The sequence below is a fragment of the Ferrimicrobium sp. genome (assembly GCF_027364955.1).
Taxonomy (GTDB): domain Bacteria; phylum Actinomycetota; class Acidimicrobiia; order Acidimicrobiales; family Acidimicrobiaceae; genus Ferrimicrobium.
The window spans coordinates 376851-396994 of sequence record NZ_DAHXOI010000001.1 but is presented as its reverse complement, the minus strand read 5'-3'; the positions used below and the strand labels follow the sequence as shown (position 1 = coordinate 396994).

Here is a 20144-nt window from a genome sequence, read left to right as displayed (position 1 = left end):
TCAATGCTGCGTCGGCCATGCTCACATGATAGCACAGACTCCGTGACTGTTCAAGTTATTATTGCTTGACTCCTTAGGACGCGTACCGACATCGATGAAGCGACATGGACAACGAGAGTCGTCGCTACCTCGGTGCGCTAGAGTTGGCTCCCGATTCCATGGAGCTTCACAAAACGGAACAATTGCGTCAAGGGATGTACCGTTCTCGTGTGCGTTTATCGGGTCCTGATGGAGTGCCGGATCAAATCGGGTTGCGATGGCGTTCGCTCGCAATCGTATGACAACGAAGTTGACTGGTCATCGCCAACACTGTCGCGGATGCAAAATCCTCGAACCATCGCGTCGTCGCTAGGATGACCCATGCTAGGTAGAACAGAACTGGATTCTTCACAGTGACCCCTCTAGTTCGTCGAACGTGCACGTGATCTCACGAGGGCTGACGATCTTTGGAGGGGTTGATCAGGGGACGCGGTTTGTGCGATCGCCCAATGAGAGGAGAGCTCGTGGTTGAGACGCTGGTGTCGGTGTGGCAAGAGATGTATCGGCAATCACCGTCCAAAGTCGTGATCGACGAACCACATCATTCGCGCCGACTCACCGCGGAGGATCTCTTTGTCCGATCGGAGCTCAGTGCCAGGCGACTGGCCGCGCTGGGATGCGGTGCTGGCGATCGCGTGTCGATCGATGTCGCTGAGCCCATCGACTTCCTCATCGCGCATCTAGGCGTCCTGCGCCTTGGCGCCATTAGTGTTCCCGTTCCCAAAGGTTCGAGTGATGGCGAGATTCGTGATCTCGCACGGAATTGCTCACCAAAGGTTGTGTTGAGCGACCATTCACTGAGCGCCTCATGGAGCGAAGACGGCGTGATGGTAGTGAACCTCGACACCGATGTGCGTCCAGATGACGAGGTGTCGATTGACGATGCGGATGCTGACAGTGTCGCTCTCATGCTCTACACCTCTGGTACGACCGGAAAACCGAAAGGTGTCCCACTCTCTCATCGCAACCTCCTCGCCACCGCTCGATCGGTGCTCGCCGCATGGGAGTGGAGTAGGGAGGACTCCCTGCTTCTCGCGCTTCCACTACACCATATGCATGGGCTTGGCATCGGCATCCACGGAACGCTGTGTGCAGGAGCGACAGCCGTGGCCTTTGAGAGGTTCGACGTAGATGCCATCATCAAGGAGGTCCGCAACCAAAGAGTGACCATGTTTTTTGGGGTCCCGACCATGTATGCCAAGTTGTTGGGCCATGAGGGTTTCGAGGCGTTTGCAAACTTACGACTGATGGTTTCAGGTTCGGCTCCACTCTCGGCGGAGTCTTTCCGCAGAATCACCGAAGTGACTGGGCAAGAACCACTCGAGCGTTACGGGATGAGTGAGACGGGGATGATCACCTCGAACCCATATCGTGGACGCCGTATCCCCGGTAGCGTTGGCAAGGCGCTGCCAGGGGTAGCGATACGACTCTCCGGTGGCGATGAGGGGGAGGTTCTCGTCCGTGGCGAAGCGGTCTTCGGTGGTTATTGGAGACAGGAGCAGGCGACTCGTGAGGCTTTTACCAGCGACCAGTGGTTCCGAACCGGGGATCTTGGCACCCTGGACCAGGATGGATACCTGATGATCAATGGTCGTGCGAAGGAACTGATCATCAAAGGGGGCCAGAACGTTTTTCCTCGAGAGATCGAAGGCTGTCTTGAGGAAATGGCCGGGATTGTTGAGGCGGCGGTGATTGGTGAGCCAGATGAGTACTGGGGCGAGAGAATCGTGGCTGTCCTTGTTGCGGCGAGTGCTCCACCCGATCAGGAGACCGTGCGCCAGTTCGTTGCCGAGCGCTTGAGTCGTGTCAAGGTTCCTGACGAGGTGCGCTATATCGAAGAGCTCCCTCGGAATCGGATGGGCAAGATCCAGCGAGAACTTCTGCGAGGGTAGTCACGACCCCGTTGGGTGCTCCTGGTGAATCTCTGGTGGTTCCATCGTGGAGTCTGTAGGTCTGCGGTCGCAGGGTTGTGGCGGAACTCCTCAAGCTCTCTGGGGAATTCATCGCTTTGCGACTAGTACAATGCGAAGAACGATGCCCGCCAATACCCAGCTTGCGCTCTATGGTGCTGTGACCAGACGAGCCAATCAGGCGACTCCATCCTCCTCCTTCGCGTGCTCAAAACAGCCCCTTCCCGTCGATAATCACGACCAGAACTCTCCAAGGCGTCTTTGGTGCTCCGGCGCAGGAATGCTATCGAGATTTGCCAGCGAGCCTCCTCGATCTCACGGGCTGGCATCCTCTCCAATTTATCTCTTGTCCCTATTCTCAACCGCCCGCGGACAGTGGCTTTACTCACCCTGCTCTGATCAGCGAGAGTCCACGAATTCGCTCGTATCTGCTGTATCCTGCGTGCCTTCGGATTTCGATGAAGCTGTTTGAACTCAGGTTCAATCGATCGATAACGAAGACAAGGAGGTTGGCGAGGCATGTGGACCGGAGTCCACGAGATCGCCGACCTCGAGAACCTTTACCAAACCGGTCGGAGCGTGAGCAAGGATTGGATGCGGGGGGACGGTGGGTGTGCCAGGAGTAGTCGAGTGTGGAGCGAGAACGACATCGGTCGTGTTGGTGATGGTTTGACACTTGGCGTAGTCGAAGGGGACGGTGACTTCGACACCAACCTTGAATAGGTCGGTCTTCAGATTGCCGTCGGCTGTGGTCGAGAACAGCCCGGCGCAGCTCGGCGCCCGGTAGGCAACGGGGATGGACCCGTCTTCTGACGCTGATGTTGGTTGCCAAGGCACTGAAAGCACTTCGCGAGCGGTCGCGAGTTTTGGCCCGGTCAGCGGGCCGCCACACGGCGGAGTACCCCGATTGGTGTAGACAACTGCTCCGTCCCCACCCTGACCATAGATCACGACTGCGGTATAGATCGAACGATAGGCAGTCTTAGTTGACGTGGAATCTTTCGGCGGATTCGCCGCTGGGCACGAGGTGACTCCACCCCATGCGATCCCCACCCACGCGCCACGGTGATCAAGGGGTGGGGTGCCTGGAGGTGGTACCTTTGAGTTGCCTAGCGTCACGAGCCCGTAGCCAAGGATCGCCTGAGCGTGGGATCCTTGGACTTCGGAAGTAGCTTCGAAGAGCTTTGCGGCTTGGTCCCAGGTCAGCCCAAGATTCTTTGTGGTCATCTCAGTTCGAGATGGTGAGATTTGCAAACTACCCACTGTCAAGATCCTGTCGTAGCGGCCGCCAACGATGGCACTCGCAGATGGGGCCGAGACCGGGGGTGGATCATGTGCTACCGTTAGCGATCCACATGCGGCCAATCCGGAGGCTGTTGTACACAGCGCAACCCCAGCGACGAGGGCTCGCATGAACTTGTGGGTTCCCAAAGGTTGGGTGATGGCTGGAGTCTTCATTGTTTTCTGCCTACCAAGGCATAGCTTCAGTAAAGATTTGCCAAGTTGAGCAGATAGTTTGCATGCCTAGTACCATGTACCAGTAGCTGGCTTTGATTGACGTCATCGTGCCTCCTGGGTGCCCAGCCACTGCCCGAACCACTCATGGAGAGCTCCCCTGAGCAAACCTAGCGTCTTCCTGCATCTGTTGAACCTCGCGGAGTTCGATGGGAGAATGATCCGGTGGCGAGCAGAGCCCAGGTGTGAGTTGGGACGCGCCCCTGTTTGAGAGTTTACGAGCGTGACGAGGAGCTGAGGCTCTAGGACTCGCCAATGGCAAGTGATGTCCAACGTCACACATCGAGTCTCTGGCGGCAGGCGGTTGGCCGGGGCCAATGTTAGTTAAAGGGGGCTGTAACGCCTGGAAGTTGGGGGACTCACCACAGAATAGTCGTGTCTTTCCCTGCTTTATTTTGGACTACTCGCGCGCTAGGGGGATGGCTGGCAGCAGGCATGTACAGGTTATACCAGTACGACTGGGGGCGAGGTCCCTCTTCGCAGCTGGATCTTTCTGCGGTTGCATCCGGTTGACGGTTCCAGATTGTGACGCGAGGGCGGACAACCACGGCCATTCCTCAGGTGTCTGAGCAACGAAACCAGGACCGAAGCTTGGGTGGTAACGCTTCATGGATGGACCTTGGAGTGAGTTATGCAGCATCGTCAGCTTGTGAAGCAGAGCGCGTAATCTGCTTGCACTCTTGCTAATCAGGGCCCATGCAACTGTCCCCATGCAACAGTGCCGATGCAGTGCTGTGCAGTAGGGTATTTACGATCAAGGATCGTCAAATCGCAGGTGTTGTGGGTGGCTCGCGCTACGAACCGGCGGCGATGATCATCTCGCTTCCGACGGTGTTGGCGAAAAAACGCTCAGGAAAGGCCTGTGCAATCGCAATTGTTGCCGACATGCCAGTGCAGTGCGCGGGGAGGATCCGCTTGGGCTTTAGGACGTCGAAGGCCTCGATGACCTTTGGGATGCTGGGCGCGAAGTCAGTTCCTGATAGGTGGAACCCTCCGATCACCGCTGCGATGTTGGATTCTCCAGTGAGGCGGGTTGCGTAGTTGAGGGTGTTGATAATCCCTGCATGACCACAACCGGTGATCACAACGAGACCCTGGTTCTTGATATTGATGACCATCGCTTGATCGTCGAGCACAAGAGCATCACCTATCCAATCCTGCCCGTCAAAACGCTCTTGAACTGGAAACCCGTGTTCAAAGGGGGTTGTTCGTTGTATCTCCCCGGTAACAAGGAGTGCCCCGTTAAAGAGGTAACTCGGCTGAGGCTCTTCGATCACGTCAATCATGGATGCCGCGAGGTAACTGCGTGATGGAGTCGGTATTGGTATAATTCCCTCCTTCGTATGGAGGCGTCGGACGTTGAAGGAGTCTGGATGAAGGATGAGCGGTAGGTTCTTACCGCCGAGCTTCTCGACGAGGCCCACGAGCCCTCCGGTGTGGTCGAAGTGTCCGTGGCTCAACACGATGATGTCGATATCTCGAGGATCGAGATCGAGGAGGGACATGTTGTGGACCAATCCATCTGGCGAGATCCCGGTATCGAAAAGTATGCGGTAGGTGTGGGGCCCATCGTCGATGGTGACCAGGGCAGAGTAGCCATGCTCTGCTCTCAGCGGAATGTGAGTATAGCCCTCAGCCGTTGACTCGGCAGGAACGGGATGAATGATATGGTGCCTTTTGATTACATCCTCGGAGGGGGCGAACATATCGCCATAGTTGTCCACCAGCGTGAAGACACGAACGCCGTCAACACCTCGGAGAGCTATACCCTTGTCGAGAGGTCTTCGAAGAGTAGACTCCTGGTGCGAGGAATGATGGTGCTCTACGGTGTCGTCGCACATAGCGACTCCTTTCCGAAAGGTCGGCTGGGTAGGCGCCCGTCTGATTTTATGCTTTCGTTAGTGGAGCATAGCCCATCCAGGAGCGGAACTCAAGGCGTCTCAACCAAGCGCGATATTTCCGTACAACGCTGGTACACTGCGATACATCCTCTCTAAGAGGCTAACGGTCGAGAACCGTGCCATGTCAACAAGTCTGGATGGTCCCCAGATGCGGTGAGCCAACCCTGGCCAACTCAAGGAGTTCGTATGGTAGTTGCACTCGAAGATGTCAGAGCGAACGGGTCGATGCTTTTGGATCTTGCGTTCTTGACGGGAGGGAGATCATCGTTGAGTTGCTGGGTCCCGGGGTGTTTCGATCGCTAATGTGCGCGAAGTGGGTGCGGGAGGGGTAATCGGTCATCGCACCTAGCCGCTTCCGGTGGAGGTGGCACGGGAGACCCATCAGATCATCCGATCCGGGCCAGAATGTCGAGAATAATCGTGCATCACTCACCCATAGACCTACGGCGGGCCCATCAGGTTACTGGGAGGAGGGAGACGATTTGAGTCGCAGGAGTGGGATGAGTAGGTGCACGAGTGGCCCAATCGCGATCGCGTAGGTGAGGGTACCAAAGCCCACCTGACCTCCTAAAAGCCATCCCACGATAAGTACTGTTCCCTCGATCGAGGTCCGGGTCACTCGGATACTGTGTCCTCGAGCTGCAATTGCGAGCATGAGCCCATCGCGAGGGCCCGGCCCGAGTGTGGCACCGATGTAGAGACCGGTCGCAAGACCATTCAGGGCCACCGCGAGGGGCATGACAATCCATCGACTATCGCCATGAGCATGAGGGGCAAGCCAAAGCACCAAATCCATCGTTGAACCGATGAGAGCCACGTTCGCCAGGGTGCCGAGACCTGGTCTTTGATGGAGTGGAATCCAGAGTGTCAGCACTACCAGCCCAACCAGGATCGCCCAAGTGCCAATTGGGATACCGGTTTGCCGGGAGAGCCCCTGATTGAGGACGTCCCAGGGATCAAGACCAAGCCTTGCGATTACAAGCATCGAATCACTCACCCCATAGAGGACGAGTCCAGTGAGGAGCTGGATCAATCTTCGGGTGCGACGGTCTTGGGGGACGGGTGCAATTATGCCCGAAAGCACTCGTCTGAACCACTTGGACAGTGGAACCTCGGGATGTTCGACACTCATGAGACTATTGTAAGTTATTATGGATACTCAATTAGGATCCACTTGGAATCATGTGGCATCTAAAACAAGGGTAGTACCGGGTTATCAGCTCGCGAAGAGCCTTGGCGATTGGCCATTGGCAGGTCACAAGGGTCCACTCTATGCCCGTCTAGCGTTGGGCATTCGCTCGCTCATTCTTGATGGCCGAATCCCCAATAGCGTTCGTCTGCCCGGCGAACGCTCACTAGCCGTGGAGTTGCATGTGAGCCGACGAACCGTCTCCTCCGCGTATGCAATGCTAAGAGATGAAGGATTCCTCGTGAGCCATCATGGTGGAGGTAGCGTGACTCAACTGCCGGTAGGGAGAAGCCGACAGGGTGCTGTATGGGGACCCGCGGTAGCACAGGACTCCGGCTGGCTCGATCTTGCTGTCGCGGCCATGCCTGGTGATCCACGCATCGCATCCGCGATGGTCGGTGTGCTCGAGGCACTGCCGTACCATCTCACTCACCATGGCTATGCCCCTCAAGGGCTGTTACCCTTACGCGAGGCTGTTGCTGATGAGTACTGTCGTCGTGGCCTTGAGACCTCCGTGGAACAGATTGCCATTGTGAGCGGTGCTCAGCAGGCGATCTCACTGGTTGTCGAGACCTTCAGTGACCCTCTTGACCCAGTCATAATCGAGACGCCTACGTACCCTGGGGTGTTGGATGTGCTGCGTCGGTATCGATCGCGGGTGATCGACGTTGGATTGGATCACGACCAGACGGGTCTTTCCCACGCGATACGCCAGGTCTTGCCAAAACTCGTGTATTTGATTGCTGATTTCCACAACCCAACAGGGAGACTTCTCGGAGCAGTAGAACGCGAAGCGCTGGTGCGCGCAGCTGGTGAGAGTGGTGCCTATCTGCTCGTTGATGAGAGCTTTGTGGAGCTGGGTTTAGAGGATGCTCCGGCCGTTGCTCCGTTAGCAAGCTTTGGAGGCGATAGGCGTGTGATCTCTATTGGATCCATGAGTAAGTCCTATTGGGCTGGCCTGCGGGTGGGGTGGGTGCGAGCAGATCGCGCGGTGATTGTGCAGCTGGTAGAGACTCGGGCCAGCGTTGACATGTCGAGTCCGGTCGTCGATCAACTGCTTGCTGTGGAGCTTCTCCGAGGAGGGCGGGATCTGCTGAATTCGAGGAGAGAGGCGCTTCGCGTGCAGCGCGATACCTTGGTCGATGCCCTCCACACTCGCCTCCCACGATGGCAATTCCCGGTACCGCCCGGTGGCGTCTCGCTCTGGATCGACTTGGGCAAACCGGTCAGCACGCTCGTCGTGGCCAGGGCGGAGAGCTACCAGGTTCGACTGGCAGTTGGAGCCCGGTTTGGACTCTCAGGGGCATTTGAGAACTGTCTTCGGATACCTTTCACACTCCCAGCTCCAGATCTTCTCGTCGCAGTTGGGCGCCTGAGTTCGGTTATGGCCGACGTGGATAGTGGCTGGAGGTTTACCCCGCCAGTTGGTGGCCCTCTGGTATAGATACTGTTGTCCGATGGATTAAGGTTCGTCCTATAAGCCACATGCGTTGTCGACGTGATCAATGGATCTCCTCATAACTTTGGGAGCTTTGGCGGGGCGATTCAGTGGATCCGTCTCTCTTGGCGAGTGGAAGGAGCTGCCGAGAGACAAACCACCCATCGAGAATAGGGGGCGCTTGAGACAATTGCGAGGTGGGGCATTCGCTGCACCAAGAAGAAGCATCGGAAAGGTGCCTTCCAATAGCCCACCTGTGATATCGGTTGACTGTTCTCGGTTGATCAGGGTATTCTCGGCAGACAGGGGCGTGTGACCTCGCTATGGCGTGGCATCACCGGTCCCCACTGAGTTTTCTGGTGCGCCTTCGGTAAGCCAGCAGTACTGCAACGGCAACCAACGCAGTGGTGACCGTGGCGAGACCGGAGAAGGCAAGGGTTGCCCGAGCCCCTAGCGCCGCTACCAGTGGACCACCGAGCGCAGCACCGACTGGTGAGGCGCTCACTGTGAAGACGCCACTTGCAGCCGCGACTTGGGTTAGAAGTTCCCCAGGTGCACTTCGCTGAATGATTGTCTTCTTCAGTGGAATGAAGGGCCCATAGACGAGACCACCTACCGACATGGCGATAAATCCGATCACTGCCGAGGTAGTGAAGCCAAGGGGAATGAGGCAGACACCCCAGGCTGCGACGGCAGCGATGGTCATTCGCCATAGGCCAAAACGCTGAATCGACGTAGCACCGAGAGCGTCAAGGGTAGCTCCGAGCGCGAAGACGGTCCAATAGCCGCCGAGCACGCTGGCACTCGCGTGCAAGACGGAGGAGACATAGAGCGGCACGGCGACCTCGACGGGTCCATAGAGGCCATAAAAGATGACACAGAGTAGAGTGATGGCACCAAGTGCCGGGAAGCGCCATAGTGCACGCAGACCGTCGCGAATACCAGCGGACGAGCTCTTGACGATGGGAGTAGGTGGTTGGTACCTCCGGCTCGCGAGAACTGCTCCTGCTAGCAAGACGTAGGTGGCGGCGTCGATTGCAAAGACTAAACCTGGTCCTAGCGCTGCGATGAGCACGCCAGCAACTGCAGGCCCGCCGATGCTAGCTGAGAAGCTTGTTACCGAGTTCAAGGAGTTTGCCGCGACATGCAGTTCGGACGGCAACAGCTCAGTAGTGGCAGCCAGGTCGCCAGCGATACCGAGCAGGCCAAAGAGGGAGGAGCATCCGAGAAGAGAGACGTAGAGAATAGGTGATAGAGTGTCAGTAAGTGCAAGGCCAGCAATCAGAGCGAGTGACACGGCTCGAAAGATTGCATCGACCAAAATGATGAGGCGAGGGTCGAGACACTTCAGAACTCGGCTCGCGCCTAGTGCCACAAGGACACCTGGCAGCGTGTAGGCCGCTACTGCTTCTCCAATCAATAATCCCGCACCGTGGCCATGGGCAAGCTCTATGGCGAGCCAAGCAACCGCGACTGCGCTCATTCCGTTGCCAAGAGAGGAGACTGAATACCCGATGAACAGCGTTGCAAAGCCTGGATAGTGCAGCGGTGCCCAGACTCTAGGGCGTGGGATGCCATGGGATGCTGGTCGGTGAGGACTGGTCACAAGTAGTAGTCTCTAAGCCTAGAAGCACCGACCGACTCTGGGAATTAGTCCTCCAAAACTGAAGAAAGTGCCCCCTGAGCTGGTAGAATAGGAGTTACAAACCATCCGAAACTACCACTCAAGGAGAACACTTTCTGTGACACGATCTTACCAGACTCCAGACGGTATCGAAGTCAGTTTCGACGATGAGAATCTGGTCGCTAATGCGGGACTTGTATTGGTCTCCACCCTTGCCTCCAAGCTTGGTCTCGATGCTCTCATCTCTGAACGAGTCGATCTCACTGGTCGCGTAGGTGGAGCCAATCCAGCGGGTAAGTCACTGACGTTGGTTCATGCGATGGTCGCGGGTGCCTCCCATATTGATCATGCAGATATGTTGCGCGCCGGGGCATCATCGAAGGTTCTTCCCTTTCACGTTGCTGCTCCCTCAACCCTTGGTACCTACCTTCGTTCCTTCACCTCCTGTTATGTCCGTCAATTAGATGAGGTGATTGAGGCAGAGCTCACCCGTGCTTGGGGAATGGGTCTGGCTCCAGGAGATGATCCAATGGTGATCGACATCGACTCTACGATCTGTGAGGTCTCTGGGTACAACAAGCAAGGAGCTGCCTATGGCTATACCAAGAAGCTCGGCTATCACCCCATCCTCGCGGTTCGCTCTGACACCGGTGAGGTACTCCATGGTCGCATGCGAAAGGGTTCAGCCAACACCCAGAGAGGAACCAAGCGCTTTGTCCAAGAGCTCATCCCCAGGTGCCGCAGAGCCGGGGCGACTGGCAAGATCACCATCCGCTTTGACTCTGGGTACCAATCAGAGGCGACGTTAAAGGAACTAGAACGACTAGGAGTGTCCTACACCATGGCGGTCCATGCCAACGCCAAGGGGATAAAGTCGCTGATAGAGGCCATCGATTCCGATGCTTGGATACCGATTGACTATACCGACAATGGTGAGGCCCAAGTAGCCCAGACTACCTATAAGGGCAGACGTCTCATCATCCGTCATACCCGCCTTATTGGTGACCAGGCAGAGCTCTTCCCTAACTGGCGTCACTTCGGCTTTGTTACTGACCTCAAGGGTTGTGCCGTTGAGATAGATCAGTTCCATCGGAACCGAGCACGGGTTGAACTCTCCATCAAAGATCTCAAGGAGGGGGCAGGACTAGAACACATCCCCTCGGGTAAGTTTGATGCCAACAGTGCCTGGCTCTCCCATGCGATCCTTGCCCATAACCTGATCCGTCAGGTGAGCTACCTTGGTGAGATCACTCCGAGTGAATCCATGGTTATCGCTCGTAGCTTTCGGAGAAACTTCATCGCTCTCGCGGGACGCCTCGTCAACCGATCGGGGAAGATCACACTTCGTACCCCGGCCCGCTGGCCATGGGCCAAGGCCTTCATGAGAGCACTCATCACCCTTCGAGCACTCGAACCAGTTCCCATCTAGGGAACTACCCCGACTCCAAGCGCGGTCAAAAGAACACCCTCCAGGCGCTGTCACAAATGAAACACCAAATCAGATCCTTAGCCCACCACGCCTAACCATGGGTCAGCTCCGATCCAGAGCCATGGGTTAGCTCAACGGCACACAATCACGACCTCAGGACCACCGCCTCACCCCGAAACCGGGGTGCGTCGGTGGATCCAGGCTAAGGTAACGGATTCCAGAGGCCAGATGGTCAGGCAACCAACCCTATCAGCCCTCAAACGACACCCTACGTCCTCTCCTTAGCCTATGATCCACGGAGCCGTCGACAGCTACACTAGGGCGGATGAAGGGATCACTCCGCCAAAGCGATATCCACCGGCTAGATATGGGTTATGTGGTGCGACCAGGAAGCGAAACAGCGAACGGAGAGCCCAGGGTCGAGCCAGTCTATGCCTACCTCATCTACCACCCCGAGATCACGATGCTCTTTGACACGGGGATCGGTGCAGTCGATCCTGAGACCGAGGCACACTATCGACCGCATCGCATCTCCCTGGAGTCGACACTCCACGGCGTCGGTTCTACCCTCGCTCACATCGATGCCATCGCGAACAGCCATCTGCACTTCGATCACTGTGGCGCAAATCCACTCTTTGGGCACCGTCACGTGTGGGTGCAAGCGAGTGAACTCCAATGCGCACGCGGACCAGATTACACGATGGAGGCACTCATCGACTTCCCTGGCGCTCGCTACGAGGTGATCGATGGCAGGGCTGAAATCGCCACGGGCATCACCCTCGTGCCAACGCCTGGCCACAGTGTTGGTCACCAGTCGCTCGTGGCCGAATGCGAAGATGGAACGTTGCTCATCGCTGGTCAAGCTACGGACTTTGCCTCGGAGTTCGCCAGTGCGCATCTCGCCCAACAAATCTTCAACCAGGAAGGTAAAGGATTGGCACCAATACCACCTTGGATGGCGCTCGTCGAGGCTTTCGATCCACGACGAGTCGTGTTTGCCCACGACATGGCTATCTGGGAATCAGACTAGCACGCTGAGACACCGCCAAACCAACGTGGAGTTGCACCAACAAGGAGTTCATTTCCCTATCCTGCCGAGGGAGCGCTCAAGCGCCAGAGGCACCTGATCGGCCGTCTGGACCATGGCAGCGATATGTCCATCTGGACGAATCACGATATGCACCGGCTTTGCATCGAGATCCAGCGCGCGACGAAGGGTACGGCTTGGATCGATAGCACGGAGATCGCCAACGGCGATTGGTACCTCCTTGGGGATCGTGACCTCGCTTGGATCATCACTTAGGACGGTAAAACCATGATGGACCAGTTGACGTAAGCGCTGGCGCGATTCTCCACGATGCAATGATCCAAAGGGAACCTGAATTTCTTGATCGGGAAGTACAGTGCCCGGGACTGGATCGACCGGCAGTCCTCGCTGCGGGCGACCACGAAACTGACGATCCGGCGATGGCGTCGTCAACGGCGAATCCACATACCAGAAGGGTTCATAGAGCCGACCTGAATCGACGTTGGCGATCGCGTCAGCCGCCCCGGAGGCTGCTGCTTGCAGCAGCCGCACCCTTCGCTGTCGATCAGCATCGGTCTGGGGAACCAGGAATCGCATCGTCGCTGATGTCACCTCAAGGTTCTCCAGAGCAGCTGCGCGACGTTCAAGCTCGTAGGAGTCGAGCAGTCGCCGATCAGCGAACCCACGCATTACCATCGCGAGCTTCCACGCGAGATTCTCGACATCGTGAACTCCGCTGTTGAGGCCCCGAGCCCCAAAAGGAGCAAAGACATGGGCAAAGTCTCCCGCCAAAAAGACCGAACCAACACGGAACCGAGAGGCTACCCGACCTTGAAAGCGATAGACCGATCTCCACGCCAACTGGTACGGCTGTTGGCCAACAATCTCGTGAATACGGGCATCGAGCCCACCCGAGGCCTCCTCCTGGCATAGATCAAAATCCTCGGGGACCTGCCAGTCGATACGCCAGATACTATCGGGTTGTTCATGAATAAGAACCTGACGGCCCCGGTTCCAGTCTGGATCAAAGTGAAACCGACGCTCACCCCGTTGGTCAGCTAGGTCAGCCTTGATATCACAGATCAAGAAAAGATCGTCAAAGGAGTGGCCTGGAAAGTCGACTCCGAGTTGCTCGCGTAGATGCTCGGAGTGGAGCCCGCAACAAGCGATAGCGAATCGACTCGTGATGAGCTCAGCTCCTTGCTCGGTGACAACCTCCATCACCACACCGTGGTCGTCGCTCGTGATCTTGTGAACGGTGGCACCACCCTCCATCTCGATCAATGGATGTGCCTCGATAAGGCCGAGGAGCACCTCCTCGACCTCAGCCTGCGAGACATTGACGAACGGAGGAAGAAGTGAGGAACCACGATCCTTGAGTTCAACGGCAAAAATCTCTTTACCTTGGTAGTACGTGCGACTCGTCGACCATGTAATACCACGACGCGCTAAGACCCCAGCCCCGATCGCATCCCAAGTGTCGAGCACTTCACGCTGCTGGCAAATAGCACGAGACCCCACTCGATTGCGTTGCGGTTGCGCCTCAAGGATCTTGACCCGTAATCCCCACTGTGCACACAGCAGAGCTGCAGTCTGCCCCACCGGGCCTCCCCCGATGACGACGACATCAGGGGTTAGCCCTGTAGTTGGTCCCATACCTCACGATCCCTCATCGCCGTCCAGATCACCGGGTGCTCAACCCCTCGCAACTCGTCAAAGACACGGGCCACATCAAAGGGTATCGTGTGTTCAAAGATCGGCCATTGCCCATAGACGGGGTTGAGTGCTTGGTAACAAGCCTCGAAGGCCTCTTTCAAACTCCCCCCACGGTCAACCACTTGTTTTGTCTGACTCAGCAGCGTCGTCAGGAACGCCCGCGATTGCTCGATGGCGGCTTGAACCTCAGCTTGGCCGTGCACGACCTTACCCCTACCGCCGACCAGGTGTTCTGCGCCAAGGGCAGCGACATTGTCAAGTGTGGTACTTGCCCACTCCTGATGATAGGCATCGCCGGTATAGAGCGCAGCCTCTGCCTCCACCAGATCCCCGGCGAAGAGTGTCTTGCTCGCTGGATGCCAGACGACGATGTCGCCGCGTGTGTGTCCCCGTCCAAGGTAGAACAGCTCGATGTGCCCATGACGCGGGCCAAGCTCAATCGTTAAACGATCCGCAAAGGTCATCGTCGGGTGAGTGAGACCCGGAATGGAGTCCGGTTCTTCAAAAAGGCGCGGCATCCTTGCGAATTCGCTCTCCCAATCCTGGCGCCCACGCTCCGCAATGAGCTCGGCCGTGTTCTGGTGGGCGACGATGGCGGTTGCCGCAAAGGCGGAAGCCCCAAGGACGCGCACCGCGTGATAATGCGATAGCACCAAATACCGCACAGGTTTGGTGGTCACCTCACGCAGCCGCTCGAGCCAGCGGCGGGCTGCAACCGGGGTCGCGCGCGCCTCAATGCAGACGAGGAAATCCTCGCCCTCGATAGCTCCAACGTTAGGATCCCCTTGCGCACTCATTGCAAAGACCCCGGGAACGATCGTCTCAAATCTCTCCTGTTTCGGACTGAGATCCGCTGACGATGCGAATGGTTTACTGGTCATCTCATCACCTCTCATTGTTCACAACTATCTTGACACACACTCGACATGCTCTTTTCTCGCCCGACGCCTACACCGACGGTGACGTCGTCGACGGCCGCCGCATCCAAGGCTCCCGCTCTCTAGGTGTCCGGAGACGCCAACTCGGTCGCTCCGTGTCGCTTCGACCATGACCAGGGGTAGTTAGGGTCTTCAATCGCTACGCTCGCTCGTCCGAGTTCGAGAGGAGCAAAAGTGTCGACCATGACCGCCCACTCCTTCGTTCCCGGCTTCCCAAGCGCCGCCTCGACCGATCCAGGTTGGGGACCGTGGATAAATCCGGCCGGATGCAAGGAGATCGAACCGGCCTCGATGCCCGACCCTTTGCGTGACATAAAATCTCCATCAACATAGAAGAGCACCTCGTCGCTGTCGACATTGGCGTGGTTGTAGGGCACGGGGATACTCTCTGGATCGAAATCAAAAGGACGTGGGGCGAAGCTACAGATGACAAAGCCTGGGCCTTCAAAGGTCTGATGCACGGGTGGTGGCGCGTGGAAGCGCTTCACGATCGGCTCGAAATCCCCCATGTTAAAGGCAAAGGGATAGAGGCAACCGTCCCAACCGATGACATCGAAGGGGTGGCGCGCATAGACGTAACGGGTGAGGGCGGCTCGGGTTTTTACCAACACCTCAACGTCGGCACCCTCGACAAGACAGAGTTCACTCGGCGTCCGAAGATCGCGCTCCGAGAAGGGTGCAGATTCGAGCAGTTGTCCTCGTTTGGAGAGGTAGCGACTCGGGAACTCGATGTGGCCGCTCGCCTCAATCACCAGCAACTCCATGCAACGATCACCCTCAGGAACCACGCGATAGGTGCATGACGCCGGGATCACAAGATAATCTCGCTCTCGTACCTCGAGGAGTCCAAAAACCGTCTCCACATGCCCCCGTCCGGCCTGCACAAAGAGGCACTCATCTCCCACTGCGTTGCGATACAACGGTGTTGGCTGGTCAACGATACCATAGGAGAGTCGAACATCACGGTTGCCCAAGAGGAGATGGCGTCCAAGCGGAGCGGGTGGTGGCTGCCTCCCCAACTTGGGGGTCAGGTAGTGCCGAGGGAGCAGAGGAGTATTGGGGAAGAGTTCCTCCTCATCAGCCATGAGCGTCTCAGCATCGACGATCGCGGTCGGCATACCTAAGTGATAGAGCAGCGCCGACTCCGCAGCAAAGCCCTCATTCCCCATCAGCTCTTCGGCGACCAGCGCACCATCCGCTCCTCGAAGCACTTGATGGCGTTTCCGTGGGGTCTCGCCCATGCGTTGGTAAAACGGCACCCTTCACCTCCCCTCGACAACTCTCTATCGTAGTCTTTTGCAGTGCTCCTGCTCAACTTCGACACCGACCACTGTCCTGGCTAGGATGGGTTCTCTATGGCCTACGACCTTGATCTTAACCCAATGAATGGTTTTGGAATCGATCACCTGCCCCTCGGAATCGCGCTCGGTGCCCAACCCAATGAGAGTCACGTAGTCACCCGAATCGACGACTACGCCCTCGATCTCGCTCAACTCGCCGATAGCGGTTTCGACCTCGGCCTCGAAGCCCATGTGCTCCACCGCCAACACCTCAATGCCCTCTTGGGCCTAGGGCACGAGAGAATGGCCACCCTTCGAGAGCGGGTTGCAAACCTGCTCACCAGAGATCCAAGCGACCATCGCGTGGTCTCCGCCCTGCAACCTGTTGCTCGGGTGCAGCTTGGGCTCCCGATCGCCATCACCAACTACGTGGACTTTTATTCATCTCTCTACCATGCGACCAACCTTGGTCGCCTCTTTCGACCTAATGGCGATCCACTCACACCAAACTGGCGCCATCTGCCCATTGGCTACCACGGCCGTAGTTCTACCGTCGTTGTCAGTGGCACGCCACTGTACCGCCCCCATGGTCTACGCCTCATCGATGGGGGGCCGGTCTTTGGCCCCTCCACCCGGCTTGACGTCGAGGCGGAAGTAGGGTTTGTCATCGGAAGAGCTTCACGACTTGGCACGAGCATCACCACTGCTGAGTTTTATGACTACGTCGCTGGCGTCGTGTTGGTCAACGACTGGAGTGCGCGCGACATCCAGAGCTTCGAGTCTGTCCCACTCGGACCCTTTCTCGGCAAGTCCTTCCTCACGAGTATCAGTGCGTGGGTCACACCACTCGAGGCGCTGACGCGGGCACGCACCACGCCGACCGCACAGGATCCGAAACCCGCACCGTATCTCATCGATAACGACCCGTGGAATCTTGCTCTCGATCTTGCGATCGAACTCAACGGGTCAGTCCTTTCTCGCCCACCATTCGCCAGCACCTACTGGACACCTGGCCAACAACTCGCCCACCAAACCATCAATGGGGCCGATGTGCGCGTTGGCGACCTTTTTGCCTCGGGAACCGTCTCTGGTCCAGCTCGCGATCAGTTCGGCTCTCTGATCGAACTCACCGACGCCGGCACCAATCCGCTCACCCTCAGCGACGGAACCCACCGTAGCTTCCTCGAGGATGGAGACACGGTCGTGATCCGAGCGAGTGCACCTTCTCCGAATGGCGGTCGCCTGCAGCTGGGAGAGGTCAGTGGAACGGTCCGGTGAACGGCGGGCTCCTTCGTCGTTGCATCGACGGGGTGAATCACTAGCCAACAGAACCTAGGTGCGTGCATCTGACCTAGGCTGTGGAGCTATGGAACGAAGCTCACGCCTCTTAGTCAACACTGGAGAGGGCAAAGGCAAGTCGTCGGCCGCCTTCGGAGTCATGAGCCGGGGCTGGGCCCGGGGCTGGAACGTCGTTGTGATCCAGTTTGTCAAGGGCGGCAAGTGGAAGACTGGAGAGCGAAAGCTCGCCGATCAGCTAGGAATCGAGTTTCACACCCTCGGCGACGGCTTCACCTGGGAGTCCGATGATTTAGTCACTACCGCCGAGCTTGGCAAGCAAGCATGGCAGCTCGCCAAAACCAAGATCGACGCGAACGCCTATGACCTGATTATTCTCGATGAACTCACCTACGCCATCACCTATGGATGGATCGAGGAGGCTCCCGTGCTTGCAACCCTGCAGAACCGGCCAGCTCGCACCAACATCGTCATCACCGGTCGTGGTGCAACGGAGGGTTTGATCGCCGTCGCCGACACGGTCACCGAGATGCGAAAGATCAAGCACGCCTACGATCAGGGGATCAAGGCCAAGAAAGGGATTGAGTACTGAGCACCCGTGGGATCATCATCGCTGGTACCGCCTCCGGAGTCGGCAAGACCTCGATCACGCTTGGCCTCCTAGCTGCCCTGGGTGAACGGACGCGCGTCGGTGCCGCCAAGGTTGGTCCCGACTATATCGATCCTCATCTCCACGCGTTGGCGATCGCGCGCCCAAGTTATAACCTCGATCCTGTGCTCACCGGAGCAGCTGGGGTCATGGCGAGTCTCGCAAGAGCCGCGCGCCATGTGGACCTCGTGCTCGTCGAAGGGGTGATGGGGCTCTTCGATGGAACCGACCTCCCCACGCAACACCAGAGTTCCGAGCCCTCACCGCTTGGCTCTACCGCTCAAGTCGCCAAGCAAACCGCTCTGCCAGTCCTACTGATCATCGATTGTGCGCATCTTTCGCAATCCGTCGCAGCTATCGCACATGGCTATCGCTCATTCGATCCCGATGTCCGCGTCGCTGGCGTCATCCTCAACCACACCAAGAGCGCCACGCACGAGGCGTTTGTCCGCGAGGCCATGGCTCTTCGGGGCATCGAAGTGCTCGGCGTCATCCCTCACGGCGGCCTTCCCACACGACGGGCTCGCCATCTCGGACTGCTAACCGCCGAGGAGGCACCCGAGAGCACTCGCGGATGGATCGACACTCTTGGTGAGGCGATCAAAGGCTTTCTCGACCTCGAACGGATCGTTCACCTCGCGGCACCGATCATCCCTCCCCCGGCTCCTAGTCCTTCCAACAACCTCTTCCAAGCGCAGGATTCGCCATCGCCGCGCCCCGTCATCGCCTACTCAGAGGGTCCAGCCGCCAGTTTTATCTACCCAGAGAATCTTGAGCGCCTTCGAGAAGCTGGAGCTGATATCGTCGGTTTTGACCCACGCTTTGCGTCGATTCCCGAGGAAGCAGGACTCATCTGGCTCCATGGTGGGTATCCAGAGAACTACCGAGAAGAGCTAGCCGCAAACGAACCGTTCTTGGGCGCCCTGCGCCAAGCAGCATCCGCACATCGACCACTCATCGCCGAGTGCGGCGGGCACCTCGTACTCGGGACTCGGCTTGAAGACAGCAAAATGGCGGGAATCCTACCCTTTTCCTCAACCATCTCCCCTCGCCTGACCCTGGGTTATCGCCTGGTGCGCGCGAACGCGTTAGACACGCTCCTCTTCACCAAGGGCGACCAACTGCCGGCCCACGAATTTCACTACGCTACCTCAACGCCCGAAGGTACGGGGTTGACACTCACTACTGCACGCGCACAGTGGCAAGCTGGTTACCGGCGCTCTGCATTGCTCTCAAGCTACCTCCACTGGCATCTCGGTGCCAACGAGGGGCTTGCCGCTCAACTCGTTACCGTTGCAGCACAGCACCAACGCCAATCACGCTGACCATCGCTCTCATCGATAGGTCGGCCCTACGAGTAGGATGAGGTAATGGAGTTCATCAGCTTTGTTGGGGCGGGTCCAGGCGCGCCGGATCTCATTACTCTTCGCGGTCAAGCGCGACTGCGCGAGGCAGACATCATCATCTGGGCTTCGTCGCTGATTCCAGAGGAGATGTTAGCGTGGGCCAGCAGCGAGGCAATCTGTATGGATTCAGCAGAGATGACCCTTGAGGACGTGTTGCTCGTGTTCGAGCAGCACCCAGATGCGCGCATCGTCCGTCTCCATTCGGGTGATCCATCGATCTACGGCGCGATCCAGGAGCAGATCAGCTGGTGTGAACACCATGAGCGACCCTTCGAAATCGTTCCCGGTGTCACCTCGATCTCGGCAGCAGCAGCCGCGGTCGGCCGAGAACTGACGATCCCTGAGATTTCACAATCCGTCGTGACGACACGAGTCGCTCGACGGACATCAGCCTCCATGCCAGCGAGCGAATCGCTCGCTGGCTATGCACAGCTCGGTGGGACGATCGCTGTACTGCTCTCCGGAGCCCACCCTGAGCGCGTCGCCGAAGAGCTGCTCGCCAAAGGATCGAAGTTCAGCCCTGCTACCCCCGTTGCAGTCATCGTGCGCGCCACCTGGCCCGACGAACAGGTTGCGATGACCACCATCGGTGATCTCGTCGCGACGGTCACCGAGTTGGGGGCCAAGAGGACGCTCCTTCTGCTCGTAGGCGACGTCCTCACCACCACCAACATTCGCCGATCGCACCTTTATTCTCCTGCCTTCTCCCACCGTTTCCGCTCGCGATCGAACCCAGGGACCACCGCTGGGCGAGCGAAGCGACGAGCCAATCGGTCGGTGCGTTGAC

General features: G+C 57.8%; 15 protein-coding genes. 8 read left to right on the top strand and 7 right to left on the bottom strand.

Features of this window, described 5'->3' with window-relative positions; genetic code table 11:
* Positions 1-488: 488 nt before the first annotated feature.
* Complete coding sequence (locus tag M7Q83_RS01765; RefSeq protein ID WP_298334735.1) at positions 489-1931, top strand: AMP-binding protein; 1443 nt, start codon at positions 489-491, stop codon at positions 1929-1931.
* Positions 1932-2429: 498 nt separating this feature from the next.
* Here the strand turns inward: M7Q83_RS01765 and M7Q83_RS01760 are convergent, their stop codons facing one another.
* The 3 genes from M7Q83_RS01760 to M7Q83_RS01750 all read right to left on the bottom strand — a co-directional run bounded on the left by M7Q83_RS01760 (position 2430) and on the right by M7Q83_RS01750 (position 6497).
* Entirely contained in the window at positions 2430-3407 is a 978-nt protein-coding gene (locus M7Q83_RS01760; protein ID WP_298334733.1) for a hypothetical protein, read from the bottom strand.
* 851 nt (positions 3408-4258) lie between these two features.
* Positions 4259-5305, bottom strand: a complete 1047-nt coding sequence (locus tag M7Q83_RS01755; RefSeq protein ID WP_298334731.1) for an MBL fold metallo-hydrolase — start codon at positions 5303-5305, stop codon at positions 4259-4261.
* A 520-nt stretch (positions 5306-5825) separates the two neighbouring features.
* Entirely contained in the window at positions 5826-6497 is a 672-nt protein-coding gene (locus M7Q83_RS01750) for a hypothetical protein (RefSeq protein WP_298334729.1), read from the bottom strand.
* Positions 6498-6549: 52 nt separating this feature from the next.
* Between M7Q83_RS01750 and M7Q83_RS01745 the strand changes: the two genes are divergently transcribed.
* Positions 6550-7998 carry a PLP-dependent aminotransferase family protein gene (locus M7Q83_RS01745; RefSeq protein WP_298334727.1) on the top strand — a complete coding sequence of 483 codons (1449 nt, stop codon included), beginning with the start codon at positions 6550-6552 and terminating at the stop codon, positions 7996-7998.
* Between the two features lie 328 nt (positions 7999-8326).
* Here M7Q83_RS01745 and M7Q83_RS01740 read toward each other — a convergent pair whose 3' ends face one another.
* A complete protein-coding gene (locus tag M7Q83_RS01740; protein WP_298334725.1) occupies positions 8327-9598 on the bottom strand; it encodes an MFS transporter in 1272 nt (423 codons plus the stop codon).
* Positions 9599-9734: 136 nt separating this feature from the next.
* On the opposite strand from M7Q83_RS01740, the gene M7Q83_RS01735 reads away from it, so the two are divergent.
* Positions 9735-11045 (top strand): IS1380 family transposase, encoded by a 1311-nt coding sequence (locus tag M7Q83_RS01735; protein WP_298334723.1) that lies wholly within the window; start codon positions 9735-9737, stop codon positions 11043-11045.
* 325 nt (positions 11046-11370) lie between these two features.
* Complete coding sequence (locus M7Q83_RS01730) at positions 11371-12075, top strand: N-acyl homoserine lactonase family protein (RefSeq protein WP_298334721.1); 705 nt, start codon at positions 11371-11373, stop codon at positions 12073-12075.
* Between the two features lie 48 nt (positions 12076-12123).
* Here M7Q83_RS01730 and M7Q83_RS01725 read toward each other — a convergent pair whose 3' ends face one another.
* From M7Q83_RS01725 to M7Q83_RS01715, 3 genes are all read right to left on the bottom strand, one after another.
* Positions 12124-13728, bottom strand: coding sequence for an FAD-dependent monooxygenase (locus tag M7Q83_RS01725; RefSeq protein WP_298334719.1), 1605 nt, complete (start codon positions 13726-13728; stop codon positions 12124-12126).
* Complete coding sequence (locus M7Q83_RS01720) at positions 13707-14669, bottom strand: MBL fold metallo-hydrolase (protein ID WP_298334717.1); 963 nt, start codon at positions 14667-14669, stop codon at positions 13707-13709. Before M7Q83_RS01720 ends, M7Q83_RS01725 begins: the two co-directional genes overlap by 22 nt.
* A gap of 119 nt (positions 14670-14788) precedes the next feature.
* Positions 14789-15985 (bottom strand): homogentisate 1,2-dioxygenase, encoded by a 1197-nt coding sequence (locus M7Q83_RS01715; protein WP_298334715.1) that lies wholly within the window; start codon positions 15983-15985, stop codon positions 14789-14791.
* Positions 15986-16081: 96 nt separating this feature from the next.
* On the opposite strand from M7Q83_RS01715, the gene fahA reads away from it, so the two are divergent.
* The 4 genes from fahA (at position 16082) to cobM (ending at position 20143) form a co-directional block, all read left to right on the top strand.
* Complete coding sequence (gene fahA / locus M7Q83_RS01710) at positions 16082-17284, top strand: fumarylacetoacetase (RefSeq protein ID WP_298334713.1); 1203 nt, start codon at positions 16082-16084, stop codon at positions 17282-17284.
* Positions 17285-17372: 88 nt separating this feature from the next.
* The gene (gene cobO / locus M7Q83_RS01705) at positions 17373-17894 is read left to right on the top strand and encodes a cob(I)yrinic acid a,c-diamide adenosyltransferase (RefSeq protein ID WP_298334710.1); all 522 of its coding nucleotides are present in this window, start codon (positions 17373-17375) and stop codon (positions 17892-17894) included.
* Complete coding sequence (locus tag M7Q83_RS01700) at positions 17891-19276, top strand: cobyrinate a,c-diamide synthase (protein WP_366526351.1); 1386 nt, start codon at positions 17891-17893, stop codon at positions 19274-19276. The genes cobO and M7Q83_RS01700 overlap by 4 nt, the downstream gene beginning before the upstream one ends.
* 45 nt (positions 19277-19321) lie before the next feature.
* On the top strand, positions 19322-20143 hold the full coding sequence (gene cobM / locus M7Q83_RS01695; RefSeq protein ID WP_298334708.1) for a precorrin-4 C(11)-methyltransferase: 822 nt from the start codon (positions 19322-19324) through the stop codon (positions 20141-20143).
* The last annotated feature ends 1 nt before the right edge of the window (position 20144 follow it).

Excerpts from the sequence above, each read along its gene's own strand:
- M7Q83_RS01765 (WP_298334735.1), top strand. The coding sequence starts at position 489 with ATGAGAGGAGAGCTCGTGGTTGAGACGCTGGTGTCGGTGTGGCAAGAG.
- M7Q83_RS01760 (WP_298334733.1), bottom strand. The coding sequence starts at position 3,407 with ATGAAGACTCCAGCCATCACCCAACCTTTGGGAACCCACAAGTTCATG.
- M7Q83_RS01755 (WP_298334731.1), bottom strand. The coding sequence starts at position 5,305 with ATGTGCGACGACACCGTAGAGCACCATCATTCCTCGCACCAGGAGTCT.
- M7Q83_RS01750 (WP_298334729.1), bottom strand. The coding sequence starts at position 6,497 with ATGAGTGTCGAACATCCCGAGGTTCCACTGTCCAAGTGGTTCAGACGA.
- M7Q83_RS01730 (WP_298334721.1), top strand. The coding sequence starts at position 11,371 with ATGAAGGGATCACTCCGCCAAAGCGATATCCACCGGCTAGATATGGGT.
- M7Q83_RS01725 (WP_298334719.1), bottom strand. The coding sequence starts at position 13,728 with ATGGGACCAACTACAGGGCTAACCCCTGATGTCGTCGTCATCGGGGGA.
- M7Q83_RS01720 (WP_298334717.1), bottom strand. The coding sequence starts at position 14,669 with ATGACCAGTAAACCATTCGCATCGTCAGCGGATCTCAGTCCGAAACAG.
- fahA (WP_298334713.1), top strand. The coding sequence starts at position 16,082 with ATGGCCTACGACCTTGATCTTAACCCAATGAATGGTTTTGGAATCGAT.
- cobO (WP_298334710.1), top strand. The coding sequence starts at position 17,373 with ATGGAACGAAGCTCACGCCTCTTAGTCAACACTGGAGAGGGCAAAGGC.
- cobM (WP_298334708.1), top strand. The coding sequence starts at position 19,322 with ATGGAGTTCATCAGCTTTGTTGGGGCGGGTCCAGGCGCGCCGGATCTC.